This window comes from Pedobacter sp. HMWF019, from assembly GCF_003061025.1.
Lineage (GTDB): Bacteria > Bacteroidota > Bacteroidia > Sphingobacteriales > Sphingobacteriaceae > Pedobacter.
In genome coordinates this window covers 1-21,138 of record NZ_QAIL01000116.1, presented here as the reverse complement: position 1 = coordinate 21,138, position 21,138 = coordinate 1, and the positions used below count along the sequence as shown (strand labels likewise).

20 protein-coding genes and 1 riboswitch are annotated in these 21,138 nt (G+C 43.4%); of the genes, 16 read left to right on the top strand and 4 right to left on the bottom strand.

Annotation, left to right across the window (positions count from 1 at the left end):
• The 3 genes from DBR11_RS07350 to DBR11_RS07340 all read left to right on the top strand — a co-directional run.
• Positions 1-1,464, top strand: a 1,464-nt coding sequence (locus DBR11_RS07350) for a RagB/SusD family nutrient uptake outer membrane protein (protein ID WP_146186485.1), incomplete at its 5' end; no start/stop codon positions are given.
• A 22-nt stretch (positions 1,465-1,486) separates the two neighbouring features.
• Positions 1,487-2,800: a DUF5077 domain-containing protein gene (locus tag DBR11_RS07345; RefSeq protein ID WP_108551104.1), complete on the top strand. Its 1,314-nt coding sequence runs from the start codon at positions 1,487-1,489 to the stop codon at positions 2,798-2,800.
• 10 nt (positions 2,801-2,810) lie between these two features.
• Positions 2,811-3,836, top strand: a complete 1,026-nt coding sequence (locus tag DBR11_RS07340; protein WP_108551101.1) for a discoidin domain-containing protein — start codon at positions 2,811-2,813, stop codon at positions 3,834-3,836.
• 62 nt (positions 3,837-3,898) lie between these two features.
• Here DBR11_RS07340 and DBR11_RS07335 read toward each other — a convergent pair whose 3' ends face one another.
• A complete protein-coding gene (locus DBR11_RS07335; protein WP_108551099.1) occupies positions 3,899-4,582 on the bottom strand; it encodes a lipid-binding SYLF domain-containing protein in 684 nt (227 codons plus the stop codon).
• 464 nt (positions 4,583-5,046) lie between these two features.
• Positions 5,047-5,111: riboswitch (Fluoride riboswitch) on the top strand.
• Here DBR11_RS07335 and DBR11_RS07330 point away from each other — a divergent pair.
• The 7 genes from DBR11_RS07330 to DBR11_RS07300 all read left to right on the top strand — a co-directional run bounded on the left by DBR11_RS07330 (position 5,095) and on the right by DBR11_RS07300 (position 11,516).
• Entirely contained in the window at positions 5,095-6,555 is a 1,461-nt protein-coding gene (locus DBR11_RS07330) for a voltage-gated chloride channel family protein (RefSeq protein WP_369974423.1), read from the top strand. (Overlaps the previous riboswitch by 17 nt.)
• Positions 6,555-7,676, top strand: a complete 1,122-nt coding sequence (locus tag DBR11_RS07325) for a nitronate monooxygenase family protein (protein ID WP_108551097.1) — start codon at positions 6,555-6,557, stop codon at positions 7,674-7,676. Before DBR11_RS07330 ends, DBR11_RS07325 begins: the two co-directional genes overlap by 1 nt.
• 86 nt (positions 7,677-7,762) lie before the next feature.
• The gene (locus DBR11_RS07320; RefSeq protein WP_108551095.1) at positions 7,763-8,326 is read left to right on the top strand and encodes an RNA polymerase sigma factor; all 564 of its coding nucleotides are present in this window, start codon (positions 7,763-7,765) and stop codon (positions 8,324-8,326) included.
• Positions 8,307-8,576, top strand: coding sequence for a hypothetical protein (locus tag DBR11_RS07315; RefSeq protein WP_146186484.1), 270 nt, complete (start codon positions 8,307-8,309; stop codon positions 8,574-8,576). The genes DBR11_RS07320 and DBR11_RS07315 overlap by 20 nt, the downstream gene beginning before the upstream one ends.
• A gap of 83 nt (positions 8,577-8,659) precedes the next feature.
• A complete protein-coding gene (locus tag DBR11_RS07310; RefSeq protein WP_108551091.1) occupies positions 8,660-9,346 on the top strand; it encodes an ATP-dependent Clp protease proteolytic subunit in 687 nt (228 codons plus the stop codon).
• Positions 9,347-9,447: 101 nt separating this feature from the next.
• Positions 9,448-10,311, top strand: coding sequence for an ROK family protein (locus DBR11_RS07305; RefSeq protein ID WP_108551088.1), 864 nt, complete (start codon positions 9,448-9,450; stop codon positions 10,309-10,311).
• Positions 10,311-11,516 carry an MFS transporter gene (locus tag DBR11_RS07300; protein ID WP_108551086.1) on the top strand — a complete coding sequence of 402 codons (1,206 nt, stop codon included), beginning with the start codon at positions 10,311-10,313 and terminating at the stop codon, positions 11,514-11,516. The genes DBR11_RS07305 and DBR11_RS07300 overlap by 1 nt, the downstream gene beginning before the upstream one ends.
• A 125-nt stretch (positions 11,517-11,641) precedes the next feature.
• Here DBR11_RS07300 and DBR11_RS07295 read toward each other — a convergent pair whose 3' ends face one another.
• Positions 11,642-12,115, bottom strand: a complete 474-nt coding sequence (locus DBR11_RS07295; protein ID WP_108551084.1) for a hypothetical protein — start codon at positions 12,113-12,115, stop codon at positions 11,642-11,644.
• Between the two features lie 43 nt (positions 12,116-12,158).
• A complete protein-coding gene (locus tag DBR11_RS07290) occupies positions 12,159-12,557 on the bottom strand; it encodes a hypothetical protein (RefSeq protein WP_108551082.1) in 399 nt (132 codons plus the stop codon).
• A gap of 180 nt (positions 12,558-12,737) precedes the next feature.
• Between DBR11_RS07290 and DBR11_RS07285 the strand changes: the two genes are divergently transcribed.
• The 6 genes from DBR11_RS07285 (at position 12,738) to DBR11_RS07260 (ending at position 18,540) form a co-directional block, all read left to right on the top strand.
• Complete coding sequence (locus DBR11_RS07285) at positions 12,738-14,066, top strand: cytochrome ubiquinol oxidase subunit I (RefSeq protein WP_108551080.1); 1,329 nt, start codon at positions 12,738-12,740, stop codon at positions 14,064-14,066.
• Between the two features lie 3 nt (positions 14,067-14,069).
• Complete coding sequence (locus DBR11_RS07280) at positions 14,070-15,089, top strand: cytochrome d ubiquinol oxidase subunit II (protein ID WP_108551078.1); 1,020 nt, start codon at positions 14,070-14,072, stop codon at positions 15,087-15,089.
• 14 nt (positions 15,090-15,103) lie between these two features.
• Positions 15,104-15,718 (top strand): HAD family phosphatase, encoded by a 615-nt coding sequence (locus DBR11_RS07275; protein WP_108551076.1) that lies wholly within the window; start codon positions 15,104-15,106, stop codon positions 15,716-15,718.
• Between the two features lie 34 nt (positions 15,719-15,752).
• The gene (locus DBR11_RS07270; protein ID WP_108551074.1) at positions 15,753-16,955 is read left to right on the top strand and encodes a DUF763 domain-containing protein; all 1,203 of its coding nucleotides are present in this window, start codon (positions 15,753-15,755) and stop codon (positions 16,953-16,955) included.
• Positions 16,956-17,075: 120 nt separating this feature from the next.
• Positions 17,076-17,840 carry an AcvB/VirJ family lysyl-phosphatidylglycerol hydrolase gene (locus DBR11_RS07265; RefSeq protein WP_158275237.1) on the top strand — a complete coding sequence of 255 codons (765 nt, stop codon included), beginning with the start codon at positions 17,076-17,078 and terminating at the stop codon, positions 17,838-17,840.
• A 13-nt stretch (positions 17,841-17,853) separates the two neighbouring features.
• Positions 17,854-18,540 (top strand): alpha/beta fold hydrolase, encoded by a 687-nt coding sequence (locus tag DBR11_RS07260; protein ID WP_108551070.1) that lies wholly within the window; start codon positions 17,854-17,856, stop codon positions 18,538-18,540.
• 8 nt (positions 18,541-18,548) lie between these two features.
• Here DBR11_RS07260 and DBR11_RS07255 read toward each other — a convergent pair.
• On the bottom strand, positions 18,549-21,138 hold a 2,590-nt coding region (locus DBR11_RS07255; RefSeq protein WP_108551068.1), incomplete at its 5' end, for a phosphatidylglycerol lysyltransferase domain-containing protein.

Here is a 21,138-nt window from a genome sequence, read left to right as displayed (position 1 = left end):
GCTGTGGTTGTATCCATGAATGCCTGTAAAAAGGAAGTAAAGCCTTCTACGGCTATCGATGATCAGTCTGCATTGACCAATGCGGGAGATATAGAAACTGCAACAATTGGAACATACGCAGTATTAAGGGATGCCACTTATATAAGGAGCGCACATTTTCTGACGGAATACCAGGGTGATAATGTGGCTCAGGGACAACCTTCTTCAGACGACCTTTCGCGGTGTTACCGTTATACACACATCCCTACCGGAACACATGGGGCTAATTTCTGGAAACAAGCTTATTTTGTTACGGTAGCAGCCAATAAGATCATTGCTGCAATTTCCGACGGTTCAGCAGCAGATTTACGTCAGCTTAAAGGAGAGAACCTTTTTTTAAGGGCAATGATGGAGTTTAACTTAGTACGGGTATTTGGACGTCCTTACGTACAGGGAAATGGGGCAAATCCAGGTGTGCCTGTTTTAAAAGAAGGTGTTACGGATGACACGCCTGCAAGGAAGAGTGTGAAAGAGGTTTATGATGCTGTTCTGTCAGATCTCCTGAAGGCGGCAGATTTAATGACAGAAAGTAAATCGGATATTTTTGCTTCTAAAGAAGTGGCTTATGCGTTGTTGTCCAGGGTTTATCTGAACATGGGAGATAATGCCAATTCGATAAAATATGCTAATCTCGTGATTGCATCTGGCAGGTATAAATTGCTGCAGGGCAGTGATTATCAGAACTATTTTACGGTGGCACCTGAATCTAATGCAGAAACCATTTTTGCGATTCGTTATATGAAAACGGAAGACCAGGGCTTTGGGGCCATAGGATCAATGTATTACAGCGGAACGCCAGGGAGTTTAAGCACACCGGGTTCTCAGGGAAGTACAGGTTATGGCGAGATCTATGCTTCTCAGCAGTATGTTGCAGAGCTGGATAAAAACCCAGCTGATCTTAGGCACAGCTTTATTGCACCTTATAAGATAAATGGCGTATTGCAGTATAATCCTAAATTATCGCCTGCGGCTCCGATGTATTATGTCACTAAATACAGTCTTCAGGAAGGGGTTGTGAATTTAAGTTCTCCTGTATACCTGCGTTTTGCAGAAATGTACCTGAACCGGGCCGAGGCCAATGCTAAACTGGGTAATGCGCAGGCGGCTTTAGACGATGTGAATATGATTCGTACCCGCGCAGGTATCCCTGCTTTGACTTTGGCCGGAATTGCAGGGGCTGGAAAATCGGCTTTAGATGTGGTATTGGAAGAGCGCCGTCTGGAATTTGCTTTTGAAGGGCAGCGCGCTTATGACCTTTTCAGAAATAACAGACCTATGGTTAGGAATTATCCGGGTACCCATGCTTTAAACAATACGCCGAATACGATTATTACCCAAACGATCCAGCCAACGGATGCCCGGGTGATCTTTTTTGTTCCACAATATGAGATTGACAACAACAAGAACCTGACCCAGAATCCTTAATCACCTATTTAAGAAATCAATTATGAGAAAAATATATTTATTGCTCCTGATCAGCAGCGCATTTTGTTTAAATGCCTGTAAGAAGGGGCCTCAGCAAACCGCAGAGAATACGTATAAAGAATGGCCGGTAGTCTTAGAAACCGGCACTGCTGTACCGCTTGAGGGAAATGCTTTCATTACTCAGCCTGTAAACGGCGGTACAGAGCAGATTGTTGCAGGTGGCTTGTACAAATGGAACAATGCGGGAAGTGTGATCAGTACCTATTTTAAATTGGGTCAGCCTGGTAAACTGAACCTGGCGATCCAGGCTTCGGTGGTTACAGGATCTTCTACCATTAAAGTATCTGTTGACGGAAAATCTTTTAATATTACATTGAAGGGAGCAACGGCTACTGTTTATCCGGTGGCCTCTATTGATGTGGCTGCTGCGGGCTATGTAAAAGTAGATCTTCAGGGGCTTAGTAAAGAAGGAAGTACTTTTGCAGAGGTTTCCAATATTATGATTGGTGGATCTGCAACAACCTCTGGATTGAAATATGCGAGTGTAAGTACAGATAATCAGTTTTACTGGTCGCGCCGGGGGCCTTCTGTGCATTTGAATTATACCGCTCCTGCAGGAAATATAGAGTGGTTATATAATGAAGTTACTGTTCCTCAGGGGCAGGATAATATCGGATCTTATTATATGTCTAACGGTTTTAACGGTGGTTATTTTGGTATGCAGGTTAAATCTGCTACAGAACGCTGGATGTTGTTTTCTGTTTGGGACGCCGATAATGGAGATAAGACGGTGTTGACCAGTAAGGGTGCGGGTGTAACTGATGGTAATTTTGGTGGTGAGGGAACCGGGGGGCAGTCTTATATGGTCTATAAATGGATTACCGGAAATACTTATAAATTTTTAACGCAGATTAAGCCAGATGGAAATGGAAATACGTTGTATTCTTCCTGGTTTTTTGCTCCTGAATTAAATGCGTGGAAATTTATGGCGACATTCAAGCGTCCATCCACTTCAACTTATGTAGGTGGAATTAATTCATTTCTGGAGAATTTTGCTGTGGAAAACGGTTATATGGGAAGGAAAGCGCTGTATAACAACATGTGGGTACGGAATACTTCGGGTGTTTGGACCGAGATCAGTACCGCTAAATTTACAACGGACCCAACTGGTGCTACTGAACAGCGTATGGATTTTAAAGGAGGTGTTGAAAATGGGCAGTTCTTTTTACAGAACGGGGCCTTCTTCAATGACTTTGTGGCTGACAATACCAGTTTGAGCAGAACGCCTACAGGTCAGCAGCCTACAGTAAACCTAAGTACTTTACCACTTAACTAATGCAAATCAGATGAAACATATAAAATTTTATATCGTCCTGTTGTTTGCAGGAATGATGACTATAAGTGCCTGTAAGAAAGATAAAAGTGCAGAGTTGACTTCTAATATGGAAGAAACCCGTCTTGACCGGTCTAAATGGACCATCACCGCTTCGAGTGAACAATTAACGGGAGAAAACACCGGACTGGCAACCGCGGTACTGGATGGGGATATCAATACCATCTGGCATTCTAATTATACAGGTGGCCAAACGGCTTATCCGCATTGGCTGCTGATTGATATGAAAAAGAACATTGTGATTACCAAAGTTCTTTTAACGGCTAGGCAGAACAGTGCGAAAGGCTTTACCAAGTTCAGGTTGGAAGGAAGTACGGATGGTACTACATTCACCAGTTATGGTGAATTTACTTTCGATCCTGCGGTAACAGCAGAACAAAGCTTTCCTATCTCGCCGGCCAGAAATATCCGCTATCTGAAACTGACTGCATTGGAGAAAGCGGCCACGCAAACGGGAAGTGTAACTTTTCTGGCTGAGTTTAATGTGACGGGTTTACAGGAGAGGGTACCCATTACAGATATTGCCCTGGATAAGACGGGCTGGACGGCTACAGCATCGAGTGAAGTGAATTTCCCTGGTGATGAAACCAATCTTGCTGCTTTCCTTGTAGATCCGATTTCTGTAAAAAGTCCTACTGCGCCTGATGTACCTTCTTTCTGGCAAGTGGATTACGATGAACTTCATCCTTACCCACACTGGGCTATAATTGATATGAAGAAGGCTTATGCGCTTACTTATATCGGATTAAATGCGCATACAGATCCAAAACAGGGTTTTACGAAATTCTCCATATCTGGTAGTACCGATGGGATTAACTTTATCCAGCTGGGCGATGACAGGGGCTTTAATCCTGGTACAACTGCAGAGCAGAGATACGCGGTTGCTCCGGGGTCTGCCATTCGCTATGTGAAGATAACTTTACTGGAAGGTACGCCTTATCCATGTCTGGCAAACTTTGAAGCCTATGTGAAATTGTAGGTTTTGTTAACTAAAAAGGGGCGTCTGGAATTTTCCGGACGCCCCTTTTTAGTTAACAAATTTTATTTCATGGCGGATAAAGTCGATTTCAATTCTTTAACCACTTCAGCATCGCTGTTTGCTGCTTTAAAAATAGTGTGAGAAGATAGTGCTTTTCCGTAGAAGGCTTTATTTGCCTTTGCGTCAATATCCAATGAGGCACCGTTCAGGGAAATTCCTGCAAAAAGGCCCTTACTGCGGGAATAGGAGTATACTTCTGCATCCAGTTTATAGTCTGTATTTGCTGTGGTATTTCTGCCTACCGGGCCTGCTGCGATGGAGAGGTCTCCCCCAAGGGTGAAACTGCTTTTGTTGATGTCTGTAAGGCTGTTGCTGTGTTTAAAGATCAAGACCAGATCAACCGCTTGGAAACCGATTTGTGCACCAATGCTTCCACCGGTCAGGGTAATGAAAACCGGGTTGCTCCAGCTGCCATCTGCTTTTTTTACCATGGCAATTCCTTTGCCTCGTTTTCCTCCAACTACAAATCCTGCGTTGATCATTTTAGGTACAATAATGATACCTTGTGTAACGGCGATCAGATCTGAAGGAATGGATTCTTTCATTTTTGCAAAATCGGAAAGTACAGTAGTTGCCTTTTCTATCTTTTGTTCTTCTTTTTCCTGGGCTGATGCGGCATAGGAGAAGAAAAAGCTAAGGCAAAGTAGGAGCGCTGCTTTGAATTTTAAAGAATGTATCGTTTTCATTTGTGTTTATTTAATACTAGTACGTAGAGGGGTTGCAATTATTGTTCCACGTTTTAAATTAAGTTTGGGGGAGGTGAATTTTTTGGAATATTCTGTACATCTGCTTCAAGACTAACGATATCAGGCGGGCTGAAGAGCCCGCAGATCTCTGAGGTCTTTCCGCAGCATACGAGAATATCCCTTAGCAATTGCAGAGGGAGGGTGTCCGGGCATAGTTTTTAGATATGGTTATATTAAGATGCAGAGAGACGTGAAATACAGCTAGGCGCAATACGGAAAAAAATCTGGCTCTGTGGAGAGACCTTTGATCTTTGTCCGCTTTTTCAGCGGGCCTAAGATCAGTAGTCTTGAAACAGATGTCAATTTTTTTCAAAACAGGCAAATGGCAGATTCATCATCTTCCGCAGAATTAATTCTATAAAAACAGCTTTTGTTTTTTGAACTTTATGATTAAGTTTGCATAGTAATGAAATGGAAATGGTGTCTTCCATTTAAAATAACCGCCGCGGCTGATGACTCCTACAAAATTAGATCAAGCAAATGATTTGTTTGAGGAGAAAAATATTGTAGGTAAGATCATGATCAATACGAGCAAAATAACACTAAAAGAACACACTTCAATTTTAAGATATCTGGTTAGATGGACACTGTTTATAGTGCCCACAGCTATAGCCATTGGCAGCGTTGTCGCATTTTTTCTGTGGCTGCTCACAGAAGCCATTCATTTCCGGTTTCATCATCCCTGGCTCTTATTCTTACTTCCGCTGGCTGGCCTGCTGATCTATTTCATTTATCAGTCTGTGGGGAAATCATCTGAGAAAGGCAACAACCTGATTATGGAACAAATCCATATAGAGGGAGGAGGGGTGCCTAAACAAATGGCCCCGGTTATCCTTGTAACAACGGTTATTACCCATCTTTTTGGTGGTTCTGCTGGTAGGGAGGGAACGGCTGTACAAATAGGCGGAAGTATTGCTGCGATGTTTGGGGGCTGGTTTAAATTGGAAGGGATCGATATGCGTATGATCCTCACCGCAGGTGTTGCAGCTGGTTTCGGCGCGGTGTTTGGAACACCACTTGCAGGGGCTATTTTTGCGATGGAGGTTTTAACGATAGGACGCATCAAATACGATTCTTTATTGCCTGCATTAATTGCTGCAGTGGTTGGCGATCTGACTGTTTCTGCCTGGCATGTTTCTCATGTTCATTATCATATTGATGCAGTGCCCCAAACGGTCTATTTCCTCTCCGATTATTTTCATATGGACATCGTGCTGTTGGCCAAAGTGATCCTTTCTTCTGCTGCTTTTGGACTGGCCAGTTTTCTGTTTGCGGGTATGGTACAGGAAGTGAAGTCAATTTGCCTGAAGCTGTTTAAAAAGAACTGGATGATCCCTGTGTTTGGCGGTCTGTTGATTATTGGCCTTACCTTTTTGATTGGGAAACCAGATTATTTAAGCTTAGGTGTGGATCCGGAATATGCAGGTGCAGTAACTATTCCTTCAGCGTTTCATGCGGGGGGAGCAGACACCTGGAGTTGGCTATGGAAAACCATTTATACCGCTGTAACCCTGGGTACGGGATTTAAAGGTGGAGAAGTGACCCCTCTCTTTTATATTGGTGCTACTTTAGGGAATACACTTGCGGTTTTACTCGATGCGCCAGTAAGCCTTTTTGCCGCTTTGGGTTTTATTGCAGTGTTTGCTGGGTCTACCAACACCCCAGTTGCCTGTACTTTTATGGGGATAGAATTGTTTGGCGGACAGTATGCGTTGTTATTTGCGGTGGCTTGTTTTACGGCTTATTTCTTTAGTGGCCATTCAGGAATTTACAGTGCACAGCGAATTGCTGTTCCTAAGATATTTGGTGAGTACTTTTCTGAAGAGACCTCTCTGTCTGAGGCCAGTAAAAGAAGAGGTTACTTGCATCAAAAGTTAAAAAAATATAGTTCTGTATTCTCAAAAAAAGAGTAATGATGTGGTACCAGACTAAAATTACTAAATTGTTAGGGATTCAATATCCAATCCTGTTAGGACCAATGGGCGGTGGTTTTTCTACTGCTGATTTACTTGCGACAGTGTCCAATGCCGGTGGTTTAGGCAGTTTTGGAGCTTATACTTTATCTCCCGAAGAAATGCTTCGGGCAGCTGATGAAATCAGGTTAAAGACGAAGAAACCTTATAATGTGAATTTGTGGGTTTCTGATGTGGATGAGCAGTTAAAGAGCTATCCGGTTGCAGAAATTGAGAGGGTTAAAGGTCTTTTTAAACCCTATTTTGATGAGCTGGGAATTCCTCTTCCTGAATTGCCGGCCGATATCCCTTCAAAGTTTGAAAAACAGGTAGAAGCGCTTTTTCAGATTCGTCCAGCTGTATTCAGTTTTATATTCGGGATTCCTTCTCCGGAGATATTGAAGGAATGCCGGCGCCTGGGAATTAAAACTGTAGGGGGGGCGACGACCCTGGATGAGGGCATACTGTTGGAGTCTGCCGGGGTCGATGCTATTGTTGCGGCAGGTTTTGAGGCAGGGGGTCATCGTCCGTCTTTTTTACAGCCTGCTCAGGATTCGCTGACAGGTACCTTTGCGCTGGTTCAGCAGTTGAAAGCTAAAGTTAGAACGCCGGTCATTGCTGCGGGAGGAATTGTGGATGGGAAAGGCATCGCTGCTGCGCTGACATTGGGTGCAGATGCGGTCCAGCTGGGCACTGCGTTTTTAGCCTGCGAAGAATCTAATGCGACGGCTGTTCACCGGGAACTGTTGTTTACTGATGCTACAAAATATACGGTTTTGTCTAAGTCATTGACCGGAAGAATGGGCAGGATGTTGCGGAACCGTGTCTCCCAAGAAATTCCTTTTAGTACAGATGTGCTTCCTTTTCCGTTGCAAACGAGGTTGCTGGCTGCGCTGAAGCCAGAGGTTTTCAGGCAGGGCAAGACAGATCTGGTCAATTTCTGGTCGGGGCAAAATGCGGTTTCTTTGAAACACCGGAAAGCTGAAGAATTGATGCGGTCGCTGATTGAAGAAGTGTCGGAATTGCGCTCTTCAGATAAAGATGTTGACTCGTATTTTGAGGCTGGTGATATGGGGGGATAAAAAAGATGTTTAATTTGGGTGATACTTGTATCGTAATTTGCACTTAATATAAAAAGGCAATTCAGTTTACTGAAAATTAAAGCAAGATGGCACATACAGCAATTCAAGAAAATCAGAATAAAGACCAGAGGCAGAACCGCGAAATGTTCTTGATGGAATTGTATAAGCAGGCGTTTCCATTGGCGGCCCGTTACATGAGCAGGATGGGTGGTTCTTTTGAAGAAGCTAAAGATATTTTTCAGGATGCATTGGTGATTTATTATGAACAAGTCATTGTAGCTGATGCCGCACCAAGACAGAATGCCAGAGCCTATTTACTGGGTATTTCTAAACATTTGTGGAATAAGCGTTTTAAAGAGAAATCCCGGGATACCTCTTTGGATGCGACTGATCTAACGAATGTTGAGCCAGAAGCGGATTATCAGGAGGTATCGGCCTCCAGATTGCTGAGGTTATTACATACAGCAGGCCGGAAATGCATGGAATTGCTGAGTGCTTTTTATTACGAAAAACTTCCGATGGAAGACCTGGCGAAAAGATATGGTTTTTCAGGGCCGCGGTCGGCTACAGTTCAGAAGTTTAAATGCCTGGAAAAAGTTAAACATACAGTAAAGGAAAAATCTCTGAGTTATGAAGACATCATGGAATGAATTGAGGCTCACAGAAGACTACCTTTTGTCGAGATTGTCTGGCCAGGAACGTTTGCTTTTTGAAGCGAGACTTATCCTGGAACCGGAACTAAAGAATGAGGTTTACTGGCAGCAAAAAACCTGTGAATTGGTTAGTGCATATGGAAGGCAGCAACTGAGGAAAGAGATCGAACAGGTACAGCAGCAATTGTTTACAGCGCCTGAATACACTTCCTTCGCCAGGAGGATCCGGCGCTTTTTTAGCAGGTAAGTTCAATCCGTTTAAATCCTGTCATTTAACCTGAGGTCTTGTTTTAAAGGGCCATGGAATTACTATAACTAAATTTTTATATTATGAACACGAATGAATTCAGAAAATATGCGGTGAAACACCGTCGTTTAAATGGTGCTTATGTGGACCATTTTATTTCAAGAACCAATAGCCATATTGCGCATTATCCGGTGGCGATGACACCCTATATTATGGAGGAAAGGCAGTTGAATGTGGCCCAGATGGATGTGTTTTCCCGCTTGATGATGGACCGGATCATTTTTCTGGGGGAAGCTGTGGACGAAAGGATTGCTAATGTGATCCAGGCACAATTGCTTTTCTTGCAGTCTGCGGATCCAAAAAGAGACATACAGCTATATATCAATTCGCCAGGCGGGTCGGTGTATGCTGGTTTCGGGATTTATGACACTATGCAGTATATTTCGCCTGATGTAGCTACTATTTGTACGGGGATCGCCTTGTCTATGGGTTCTGTATTGCTTTGTGCAGGTGCTGCAGGAAAAAGATCTGCACTAAAGCATGCCAGGGTTATGATCCATCAAACTTCAGGGGGTGCCCAGGGTACAGCGGAGGATATGGACATTAGCATTAAACAAGTCCTGAAGGTGCAGACAGATCTTTATCAGATCCTGGCGGCGCACAGCGGGCAAAGTTTTGACCGGATCAATGAGGCCTCGCGCAGGGATTATTGGATGACTGCAGAAGAGGCCAGGGATTTTGGGATGGTTGACGAAGTACTGAAAGCCTAATTGGTTTAAAATATTTCCTGTTTAATAAAAGTTTAGAGGTTCAGATTGAGATTTATTTACTTTTTCATGTATAATTGCAATCTGATTTTAAATAGTTGAATATGGAAAGAATTGTAATGGGTATTGATATAGGAGGATCTCATATTACTGCTGCACTTATAGACCTTGACCAGAAACAGATCATAGAAGGTACGTGGGTGAGGGACCGCATTAATGGTCAGGCACCAACGGAAGAAGTTATTGAGGCCTGGTCAAAAAGTATACATAAAGTAGCAGATGCATATTCCGGTTCCTATACTAATCTCCATATTGCAATGCCAGGTCCTTTTGCGTATAAAAAAGGAGTAAGCCTGATCAAGAACCAGGACAAATACCGGTCCTTATATGGTAAAAACATCAAAGATATGCTGGCTGCAAAGCTGGAAATTAGTTCCTCGGCGATTAACTTTATGAACGATGCAGCCTGCTTTCTGCAGGGAGAAGTTTTTAGCGGGAGTATGAATGGTTATGACCATGCGATTGGTATTACTTTGGGTACCGGGCTGGGCACTGCACATTATGTGAATGGACAGGCTAAGGATGCTGATTTCTGGAAAATGCCTTTTAACAAGGGAATTGCTGAGGATTATATCTCCACCCGCTGGTTTATCAAACGTTATTTTGAATTGAGCGGGGTAGTGATTAAAGATGTAAGGGAACTGGTAGATTTGCATGCAGGGAAGCCTGAGTTTAAAGAGATTTTTACTGAGTTTAGCCAAAATCTGGCGAGTTTCTTATATAAGTTTATCCGTAAGAAAATGCCTTTGGCCTCTGTAATTGGGGGAAATATTGCTAATGCCGAACAATACTTTTTGGATGATACCCGAAGGAACTTGGCGGAAATGATGGGGTATAGTTTCCCGGTCAGAAAATCTGCTTTAAACGAAAAAGCGACTTTATTAGGTGCAGCTTCTGCAACTTTTTAATGATCCGGCAGGTTATTTCTTCTTATAAGGAGTCTTTTACCGGCTTGAGCAGGGAGACCTGGCTGCTGAGTATTGTGATGCTGATTAATCGCAGTAGCTATATGGCGGTGCCCTTTATGAGTTTGTATGTGACCCAGTACCTGCACCGGCCTACTTCTGATGCCGGGCTAATCATTACGATCTTTGGTGTGGGATCTATTCTGGGCGCTACAGCAGGTGGAAAATTTACGGATATGTTCGGCTTCCGGGCAGTTCAGATTTTCAGTACCATTATAGGCGGGGCTTTTTTTGTCTTTTTTTCTACCATCAGACATTTTGAAACCCTGTGTTTTTTAACCCTGGTAATTAGTTTTTTTTCCGATGCTTTCAGGCCTGCCAACTTTGCAGCGATAGCTTCTTATGCCAGTCCGGGAAAGGAAACACGGTCTTATTCCCTGAACAGGCTGGCCACCAACCTGGGCTGGGCTGTTGGGAGTAGTTTAGGAGGAATTATTGCTTCTTTTAACTATCAGTTGCTATTTATTGTAGATGGCGCAGTGAGTATTTTATCTGGTGTGGCTATTTTTGCTTTTCTACCCGTGGTAAAAGGTTATAGAAAGGCCGTTCAGGAGAAAATCAAGGATGTAGTGGTGCGTAAGCCCTGGGAAGACGCCTTGTTTGTGAAGTTTATCTTGTTGACCACACTTTTTTTTACCTGCTTCTTTCTGATGTTCAGGGTAGTGCCTTTATTCTTTAAAGAAGTCTGGCATATGAACGAGGCGCTGATTGGTGTGATCCTGGGTTCCAACGGGATTATTATTGCTCTGGTAGAGATGGTAATGATTAGTAAAATTGAAAATAAGCGGTCACCGATTTATTATATTGTGGCAGGTGTGTTGCTGACCAGTGCTGCCTTTGCTTTGTTTATGATCCCTAAATCCCTTCCTGTAACTCTAGCCATGATTTCTATGGTATTTTTTACCTTGGGAGAAATGCTGGCATTGCCGTTTATCAATACTTTTGTGATTCACCGGAGTAATGAATTTAACCGCGGACAATATGCTGCAGGATATACGCTGAGTTCTTCTTTTGCTCAGGTGATCGGGCCAACTTCCGGGTTTTTCCTAGCCGAAAAAATGGGATATAATGTATTGTGGGCAACAATGGCCGGATTGCTGATCTTATGTGCCTTTGGCTACAGCCGCCTGGTTTTGAGCAGGATTTAAATAAAAGTTTCTTTTAAAAGGAAAACGGGGATGTTCCGTCCGAAACACCCCCGTTTAAATTAACGCTCTCAGATATATAGACGGTTGTTTTTTCTATTTATTATATCAGAGCTAAAAAAAATATTTTAAACCGGATCATTACGTTCCTTGCGCAGGAAAAAATATTCAGCAATATGGTCCAGATAATGTTGAAAGGCAGCTGAAGCTTGAATGTTCTGGGGTGTCTTTTTGAATTGTTCAGGTGTGATAAATTCCCAGTTAAGGTGGTGCTGCTCCTGCACAGAATGGATCTGGATAGGGAAATGCATCACATGCTGTTCCAGGAAAGTTTTTTTGCTGGCCGCCCAGGCCGCCATATCTCCCAGGTTACGTGGCCAGGTATAAAGCTTATGTGCCTCCCGGGAATGAACACCATCATAAATAAAACTGGATTGTTTTAAGATCAGATCACTGATGCGTAAGGTTTCTACACTGCCATGGTATTGGCCGTTATCTTCTGCAATGATCAGCGCTTTTGCTGTAAAATAGGCAGCACCCCCATCTTTTGGGTCGTGTTGCTGCAGGTCATCTATAAATACGAGTTTACTCTTTTTGTACAAAATGATACTTTTTAGGACTGATTATTGCAAAAATTGTACCGTATTAATTTTCGGTTTCCTCTTCTTTCATGGCCTGTTCTTCTTTTTTGATCAGCGTTTTTTCTTTTTTGAGGTCTATACGGATCATATTGTACAAGTTCATATAAATATTGGCCATCCAGACCATGGAGAAGCCTGCAATTACATAACCTCTCCAGTCGTCCAGGTAGAGGTGAAAGCCAGTCATCGCCAACATCAGGACCGTGACGTAATGACTGAAACAATATTCACAGGTGAACACATAAAAGAACTTTCTGGCCAGCAGGGTCTTTTTTTCTTTGGAGCATTGGATGCAGTATTCACGGGGTTCTCGGAAGATTTCTTCGTGTGTAACGGTCCAGGCCACACAGGCTACGGGAATGGCCAGTAAAAAAAGCGTATAAACTTGGTGCAGCTGAAACATGCAGGTATTACAAAGAAAAGAACAAATTGTTTTTGGCAAATGTATCGCCCCTGAAGCCTCAGGGAATAAAATTACAATTAAACAGCAATTATTTCTTCGACTTCCTTTGTGCCTTGGTAATAACCCTTAATTTTGCCGGTATGCCATGGTTGTGGCACCACCTATTTAATTCCTGTTCCTATGGATGATTTTTTAGCAGCTCGCCTCCAGATGGCCTTTTCTCTAGGCTTTCACATTGTTTTTGCCTGTATTGGAATGGTTATGCCTTTTTTTATGACAGTAGCCCATTTTATCTGGCTTAAAACCAAAAAGGCAGTTTACCGGGATGTGACACAGGCCTGGAGTAAGGGAGTTGCTATCTTTTTTGCTACAGGGGCGGTTTCGGGTACGGTTCTGTCTTTTGAACTGGGCCTTTTATGGCCGAAGTTTATGGAACATGCAGGGCCTATTTTTGGGATGCCATTTTCGCTGGAAGGAACAGCCTTTTTTATTGAAGCGATTGCTTTGGGTTTTTACTTATATGGCTGGAATAAGGTAAATCGCTGGTTTCATTGGGCAACCGGTGTGGTGGTAGGGGTTAGCGGATTGGTTTCAGGAATACTGGTGGTCGCTGCTAATTCCTGGATGAACAGCCCTTCTGGTTTTGATTATATCAACGGAGAATATTTAAATATTGATCCTATAAAAGCGATGTTTAATGAGGCTTGGTTTTCCCAGTCTCTGCATATGTGTATTGCAGCTTTTGTTTCTACAGGTTTTGCAGTAGCGGGTGTACATGCTTTAATGATTTTGAGAGGCAGTAATGTGCTTTTTCATAGCAAGGCTTTTAAAATTGCGGCGGTGTTTGCTACAGTTGCAGCTTGCCTGCAGCCCATCAGTGGAGATATTTCTGCAAAAGATGTAGCGGGAAGGCAGCCTGCTAAGCTTGCAGCAATGGAAGCTCATTTTCATACGGAAAAGGCTGCGCCATTAATTATTGGTGGGATTCCAGATACGGCGGCTAAAGAAGTCAAATATGCTATAAAAATACCAGGATTGCTGAGTTTTATGGCGCACGGGGATTTTAATGCGGAAGTAACGGGATTAGATAAGATCCCTCCTCAGGATCAGCCGCCTGTTGCGGTAACGCATTATGCCTTTCAGATCATGGTTGGGTTGGGAATGGCTATGCTTGGTTTAGCGATATTGTATTTTATAGCCTTGTGGAAGAAAAAACAGTGGCTGGACCAAAAATGGTTACTTAAATTGTTTGTGGTGGCTACACCTCTGGGCTTTCTGGCGCTTGAGGCTGGATGGACGGTTACTGAAGTTGGCAGGCAACCCTGGATCATTAACGGGGTGATGCGTACAGCAGATGCCGTAACACCTATGCCGGGCATCCGGTATTCCTTTTATCTGTTTACAGCAGTTTATATTTCATTGTCTGTGATCGTTACTTTTTTGCTGTATCGTCAGATCAGGATGGTTGGTAAATTGTACGATTCAGGGGCTCAGCATCAAAATGATTAAGTTATGGTATATGTAGTTATTGCTTTTTTATGGACAGCGATCCTCTTGTATGTATTGCTCGGGGGAGCAGATTTTGGTGCAGGGATTATTGAACTGTTTACCTCCAAACCCAACCGGGCGAGGGCTAGAAAGACGATGTACGAGGCGATAGGCCCGATATGGGAAGCCAACCACATGTGGCTGATCATTGCCATTGTCATCTTGTTTGTCGGTTTTCCCAAAATCTACACCACGGTTTCGGTTTATTTACATATCCCGTTAGTCTGTATGCTTTTGGGGATTATTGCCAGGGGAACAGCTTTTGTATTCCGGAATTACGATGCGGTAAAAGACAACATGCAGAAGGTTTACACCTCTATTTTTATTTACTCCAGTCTGGTCACGCCATTTTTCCTGGGTATCATTGCTGCAAGTTCTGTATCCGGGCAAATTGATCTGCAGGCTGGTGATTTCCTTTCTGCGTATGTTTGGAGCTGGCTGAGCTGGTTTTCTGTTGCGGTGGGTTTGTTCACAGTGAGTATTTGCGGTTACCTGGCGGCTATCTTTATTATCGGGCAAACCGATAATGAGGCCGACCGAGCGTTGTTCATCAGGAAGGCGAAAAGATGTGTATTTGTCGTGATGTTCGCGGGTGCGCTGGTTTTTATTGCTGCTTATGCGGAGCATATTCCTTTGGGGGAATGGATTTTCGGTCATCCACTGGGTATCATTGCCATTACTACGGCCAGTATTTCGCTGATCATTATGTGGTTCACAATTGAAAAGGACAAGCCTGCAGTACTTCGCCTGCTGGCGGGTTTCCAGGTTACGATGATCCTGTTTGCGGCTACTTATACGCACTTTCCAAATATCGTATTGCTAAAGCATGGAGAAGAACTGTCTTTGCTGGCACACCAGGGGCAGGCCAAAACGATTGATTCTCTGGCTTATGCTTTATTGATCGGCAGTCTATTTATTCTTCCGGCACTTTTTTACCTGATCTACGTGTTTCAGAAAAAGAAGCCAGGTTTAATTGAACATTAATCTATATTTTACTTATGGGGCAATCCAATTTTGAAAAACTCTCTAACCTTACACAAGGTGATTACCAGGCTTTCTTATACGATTGTGATGGTACACTAACGGATAATATGCCAATGCATACTAAATCATATGTAGAGGTAGCTGCAGAACAGGGTGTGGTTTTCGACCCGGGAATTATTGATGAGCTCGCTGGGTGGCCTATCATGCAGGTGGTGGAAGAGATCAACCGCCGTTACCAGTCTTCCTTGGTGCCGGAGGATTTTAAGGCTCGTAAGGCGCAAATTTATAACACGCGTTACCTTGATCATATAAAACCTATTGATTACGTTGTAGCGCATCTGAAGGCTAATGCCGGGCGTGTAAGAATTGGTGTGGTGTCTGGCGGAGACAAGGTGACCATTTCCCGGACTTTGGAAATCCTGGGTTTGAGCGATCTGGTTGAAGTCCTGGTCTGTTCTGGCGACACAGAAAGGGGGAAACCTTATCCTGATCCCTTTCTGAAGGCTGCAGAATTACTGGATGTGGCACCAGATAAATGCCTGGTTTTTGAAGATGGTGTTCCGGGGGTGGAGGCTGCAAAAGCAGCAGGTATGCATTGGGTACGTATTGATCAGTTCAAATTCGGATAGTTATTTCAGATATTTATTGCTAATTTTGTTAGTAATGAAGAGATCGGGAACAGCAGATTTACCCCTGCATGGTGGTTTTGTGCCTTTATGGCTGGCGGAGCGTATGGGGAGGCTGGGCTTTGCCATTACAGAAGCTATTATTACAGAGTACGGTACTGCAGAAGTTTTGCGTAGATTGAGCGATCCTTTCTGGTTTCAAAGCTTTGGAGCCGTGATGGGGATGGACTGGCATTCTTCCGGTATCACCACTTCGGTAATGGGGGCCTTAAAAAGAGCCGTGAACCCCTATGCAAAGGAGCTTGGACTTTATATTTGTGGCGGAAAAGGAAGATATTCGAGGCAAACGCCACAGGAACTGCTCCATTACTGCGACCGTACAGGCCTGGACGGCGCAGAACTTGTTCGTTGCAGCAAGCTCAGTGCCAAGGTTGACAATACTGCCGTACAAGATGGTTTTCAATTGTACCTGCACAGCTTTGTGGTCAATACAGAGGGTTTGTGGACGGTAGTCCAGCAAGGAATGAGTAATGAAAGCAGTACCGCCAGACGGTATCACTGGCATTCTTCGGCTGTAAAGTCTTTTGTAGATGAACCGCATACGGGAATTTGCGGGGTAAACCAGGGCCAGATTCTGAATATGGTGGCGGCCGGAGCACAGCCTTCCAGGGCTTCAATGATGTCCATGTCTGCAGAGCATCCTGAACGTATGCTGAAGGAAATCCGGCATCTGATCCTGCCCGGACATCACGAAGTCAGGGCAGAAGATGTGGATTTGAAAAGACTTGGGGCTATGCTTTGGTTGAGTCATGAAAAAAAGCCGGCAGATTTTGAAGAATTATTGCTTCTGGAGGGAATGGGCCCCAGAACCCTGCAGTCTATGGCCTTGGTAAGTGAAGTGATTTATGGTACACCTTCCCGTTTTGACGATCCTGCCCGTTTTTCTTTTGCCCATGGCGGAAAGGATGGTCATCCTTTCCCGGTTCCGGTAAAGGTTTTTGATGAAACCATCAGTGTGTTGAGTAAAGCGGTTCAGAAAGCTAAGATAGGACAATCGGATAAGCTGGATGCCATCCGTAAGCTTGGGGAGCTTTCCAGGGCGGCAGAGAAAGATTTTACCCCAAACCAGAATTTTGATGCCCTTATTGACAAGGAGCGCAGGGACTCCTGGAAATATGGGGGCAGAACAGTATCTGGTTATGCGCAGCCTCCAAAACCTGCACAGCTGAGCTTATTTTGAGGATTTTGCCTTTGTGTTTTCTTTTTGTTACAAGGAATTACAGATGAATGTAAAATAATTGGATACTTTTAAGCGGTTGGTGTGTTTTTTGCATGCGAGCGTTGATATGAAATGGATAAAATGAAGCTCTGGTTGCTGCTGACAGGACTCTTTATTGCTCTTACCTTTTCCGGCTGCGGTTTGCTGGTCCGTAACCGTATGACCAATCATCATGGTATTGAGCAAAATGACTATAATCTGCCGGTTATCGTGTACCCAACGGCCAACATTTTTTCCAAGAGAATCTTATTCCTGTTTTCAGGAGATGGGGGCTGGCTTGAATTTGAGGATCGGCTGGCTACAGAATATACCAAGAAGGGCTTCTATGTGATCGGATTTAATTCCCGTAGTTATTTCTGGTCGCAGAAAACTCCACAGGAAACGGCTGATGATGTCTTTTTACTGATTGATAAATACAATGCACTTTATAAGACCAACCGGATCTTTTTATGCGGTTTTTCTTTTGGGGCAGATGTTGTGCCTTTTATTTACAACGGCCTGCCTGAAAGGATCCGGGATAAAATTGTTGCCGTACAATTGCTGAGCCCCTTTTCTTCTTCTGACTTTAAAGTACATACTTCTGATCTGCTGAACATTGCCGGAGACAACAGGCTCTATAAGGTAGCACCCGAAGTAGAGAAAATAGATGTTCCTGTATATTGCTTCTATGGCAAAGCAGAAGAGGTTAAACCCCTTAGTGAACTCAAAATGTCTAATTTTAAACTCACTATTGTACCTGGTGCCCACCGGTACGATGAAAGTGCTTATGCTAAAATTGTGGCATCTCTCAGACCAAAAAGATTCCTTGGCCGTCAGCTGAGTTTAATATCTTTGGGAAAAATTTAACCAGAGCCTCTGTATGAGATCCAGAATATATTCCCTTTTGCTGTTGACTTTTTTTGTTTGCAGCGTTAAAGCACAAAAAAGAGTAAGCCTGTCTTCCTTTCCGTTGCATACCATTCAAAAAAATGATAATAAGATATTAGTCGTATACCTGAGTGGTGATGGGGGCTGGAATAAATTTTCTCAAAACTTGACCCAGGAATTGTCGGAAGCTGGTTATGCCATACTGGCTCTGGACACCAGGAAATACTTCTGGGACCAGAAAAGTCCTGCGCAGTTTGGGGGGGATATGGAAGGTATTATTGAGCATTATCTCCAGACCTGGAATAAATCTTCGTTTGTTGTTGTCGGTTATTCTTTCGGGGCAGATGTTGGTGCCTTCTTGCCTTCTAATTTTTCTGCATCTGCTAACCAGAAATTAAGATCATTGGTCCTGCTTTCTCCGGGCTTTTCTACTGGTTTTGTTACCAAAATATCTAATATGCTGGGCTTTGGAGGTACAGATAAAGATAAGTATAAGGTGCTTCCTGAACTAAAGAAAAGCCCCGTACCTGTCTATTGTATCTTTGGAAAACAAGAAGGAAGTGACTTTTACGAAGCCATTAAACCTATAGAAAAAATCCATAAGATTCTGGTGCCAGGTTCACACCGTTACGATGACGACGTGAACCAACTTGCAAAATTCATTGTGCAGGGTTTTTAAACCCCGCTTTACTGGTCTCCCTCTGATACTTTCTTTAATGCCCTTGGCACCTGGAGCAGGTGGTAATTGTGGCTATAGATCAGGTATTTCTTTTCCCAGGAAGGGAAGAATTTTTCTTTATATTTTCTTAATCCTTTAAATTGTCCAAAGACCTTGAGGTTTTCGTAGGCGTATTTAATGGTTTTCTGTGTCACGTTGACATCTTCCATTCCCGAAAGTGGGGCAAGCCCCATGTTTGCAGAGGTATAGCCCTGCTCCTTTAAATAGAGGAAGGTTTTTGCCAGTAACATGTCCAGTACTCCATTTGGTGCATCGCTGATTTTCCGGATCAGGTCATAAGTTGCTTCACCCGGTGCATAATCCGGAATCAGATTTAAGAAGGCATACACCTTTTCTTCCTGGTCTTCGATGGTCAGGATGGTTTGTTCCTTCAGGATACTGGCATCAAATACGCCTTGAGTAAAGGCCACTTCTTTCTGGTTGAGTTCTTCCATCCAGTTGTCAGATACTTTTTCCAGTTTTTGGAGCAGACCTTCTTTAATCGGCGCTTCATATACTTTCAACTGAAAACCTTCGGAGGTAAGACGGTTTACAGCACTTCTGGTGGTTTTCATTTTGCCACCATCCATAGTAAACGTTGTTAAATTCAGGATGGCTTCTTCCCCAATCGGAATAGACTTTCTGCCTAGCTTATGGTAAAAGCCCAGCGATTTTTCCGGTACCCGGTAATAAGCACTGATAAAGCCATTCTCCTTACAGAAAATCTCGAACTTATGAACCATTTCCAGTTTGCCTTCCTCGTTCTGAGCTACGGGATCTTCCAGTACAATGGCAAAATGCTGTGTAATTTTAAAACTGATAAAAGCAGTTTTTTCTTCGTTGAAGAAGAGGTATTTATCCGGATAGGTTTTGAAATAATCCAGGGCAGAACATCCGTGTTTCTTAAGGAGTTCGTTGGCCTGGTCAAAATCCGCATCGCTGTTATACGGTTTGGAAAAGTAAGGTTTCAGAATGCTGAAAACGAAGAACAGGATCAGGCAGGCACCGGCAAAATAAATGGAATCTTCAAAATGTTCTCCGAAATGGGTACGCGGTACTAATGCTTTGTCGTCTACCAGGAAGAGTAGTTTAAGCACTGCTTTTACCGCTTCAATAAACTTAAAATCTATCCCGAAATGTTTCTTGTCTATGAAATAGAAGCCCAGTACACCATAGGCCAATACCGCTACAACGGCATAAATGAGAACAAAATAGTTGAAAGAGATGAAGTTAGGGTGGGGCCGGAGCTTGTAATTACTGCGGGTATACCATAAAGAAGAACCGGCAACAAAGGCCAGTATGGCCTCTTCAAAATCTGCTGCTTTGATCAAATGACCGAAGAAAGAAAAGGCGGTAATGGACAGGGCAATATACCAGGCTCTTCTGGAGCCTTGCAGCAGGAAAATACTGAGCATGACCAGGGCAAGTCCAAAGACGAGAACCAGTGCATTACTGGTTACAATCACGTCTTCGGGAAGTATATTCTTGACCAGCCGTAAACGTGCGGGAATGGCTGGGGTAATAGAAGAAATGATGTTTACTATACCCAATACAAGAATGATCACCGCGGGTAACACACGCAGGATGAGGTTGTCTTTCTTTGTGATAAAGCTGATGATCCCGGCAATTAAAGGCAGCCAGAACTCAAAGAAACGGAACAAAAGGGTAATGGTCGCAGCAGCTACAATTGGGAATCCAAATTGCTGCAGTATAAAGGTCAGAGATACTTCAATGGTTCCTAATCCTCTTAAAAAAGGCGAGGCAATGAGCAAAATAACCATGACCATATAGCCTATAATCGCAGCCGGCCAGCTGGCGTTAAGACCCAGGGCAAGCATGGAGATATAGAGATGGACAATACCAATGATCTCTATGCCAATGGAAACCAGTAAGGTGAGCCAGAATTGTTTGCGGCTAACCTTTTGGTCAATCATATCGTCGAGGATGGTGGTGAGTGATGGCCTTACTTTGGATAGCCACCGGTAAGCAATACCTTTTTTAGCAATCGAGTAGATCAGCAGGATAAGTGCACCAGTGAGCAGCAGCAGGAAAACAAAACTCAATAGTTCTGCGAGCCCGAGTTTGGTAAATAAAAGGGCAACTCCAAGAACAGGAACGCCCACTAAAACCACAGAAAGAATGCTGCAGAAGCCAAATACAGTGGAGGCTAAATGGATCTGGGATTTTGAAATACCACCTTTTTCCAGGTCTTTGGTAAAAAAGACAAGGGAAGAAAAACCACCCGCAGGTAAAAATATACTGACCAGGTTTCGCTTTAAGAACAGGATGACGGCGGTTTTTATGGAGACCTTTTTGTTGAGGGCTTTAAAGCTGTGTACATACATCTGTGCCTGAGCCAGGATGTAGATAATCGTGAGCGCGATGCCCAGGGTAATATATAGTGGATTGCTGTTGCTGAGCTGTTCGTGGATCTTAATGACTTCTATATGCTCTTCTCTGATAAAGAAAATAGCCATTGCAAGCATGAAAATTGCAACGAAGAATTGCCAGAAGAATTTGTTATATATCAGCTTAGATATAAAGTTTTTCGCGTTATGC

Excerpts from the sequence above, each read along its gene's own strand:
- DBR11_RS07345 (WP_108551104.1), top strand. The coding sequence starts at position 1,487 with ATGAGAAAAATATATTTATTGCTCCTGATCAGCAGCGCATTTTGTTTA.
- DBR11_RS07340 (WP_108551101.1), top strand. The coding sequence starts at position 2,811 with ATGAAACATATAAAATTTTATATCGTCCTGTTGTTTGCAGGAATGATG.
- DBR11_RS07335 (WP_108551099.1), bottom strand. The coding sequence starts at position 4,582 with ATGAAAACGATACATTCTTTAAAATTCAAAGCAGCGCTCCTACTTTGC.
- DBR11_RS07330 (WP_369974423.1), top strand. The coding sequence starts at position 5,095 with ATGACTCCTACAAAATTAGATCAAGCAAATGATTTGTTTGAGGAGAAA.
- DBR11_RS07325 (WP_108551097.1), top strand. The coding sequence starts at position 6,555 with ATGATGTGGTACCAGACTAAAATTACTAAATTGTTAGGGATTCAATAT.
- DBR11_RS07320 (WP_108551095.1), top strand. The coding sequence starts at position 7,763 with ATGGCACATACAGCAATTCAAGAAAATCAGAATAAAGACCAGAGGCAG.
- DBR11_RS07315 (WP_146186484.1), top strand. The coding sequence starts at position 8,307 with ATGAAGACATCATGGAATGAATTGAGGCTCACAGAAGACTACCTTTTG.
- DBR11_RS07310 (WP_108551091.1), top strand. The coding sequence starts at position 8,660 with ATGAACACGAATGAATTCAGAAAATATGCGGTGAAACACCGTCGTTTA.
- DBR11_RS07305 (WP_108551088.1), top strand. The coding sequence starts at position 9,448 with ATGGAAAGAATTGTAATGGGTATTGATATAGGAGGATCTCATATTACT.
- DBR11_RS07300 (WP_108551086.1), top strand. The coding sequence starts at position 10,311 with ATGATCCGGCAGGTTATTTCTTCTTATAAGGAGTCTTTTACCGGCTTG.
- DBR11_RS07290 (WP_108551082.1), bottom strand. The coding sequence starts at position 12,557 with ATGTTTCAGCTGCACCAAGTTTATACGCTTTTTTTACTGGCCATTCCC.
- DBR11_RS07285 (WP_108551080.1), top strand. The coding sequence starts at position 12,738 with ATGGATGATTTTTTAGCAGCTCGCCTCCAGATGGCCTTTTCTCTAGGC.
- DBR11_RS07280 (WP_108551078.1), top strand. The coding sequence starts at position 14,070 with ATGGTATATGTAGTTATTGCTTTTTTATGGACAGCGATCCTCTTGTAT.
- DBR11_RS07275 (WP_108551076.1), top strand. The coding sequence starts at position 15,104 with ATGGGGCAATCCAATTTTGAAAAACTCTCTAACCTTACACAAGGTGAT.
- DBR11_RS07270 (WP_108551074.1), top strand. The coding sequence starts at position 15,753 with ATGAAGAGATCGGGAACAGCAGATTTACCCCTGCATGGTGGTTTTGTG.
- DBR11_RS07265 (WP_158275237.1), top strand. The coding sequence starts at position 17,076 with ATGAAGCTCTGGTTGCTGCTGACAGGACTCTTTATTGCTCTTACCTTT.
- DBR11_RS07260 (WP_108551070.1), top strand. The coding sequence starts at position 17,854 with ATGAGATCCAGAATATATTCCCTTTTGCTGTTGACTTTTTTTGTTTGC.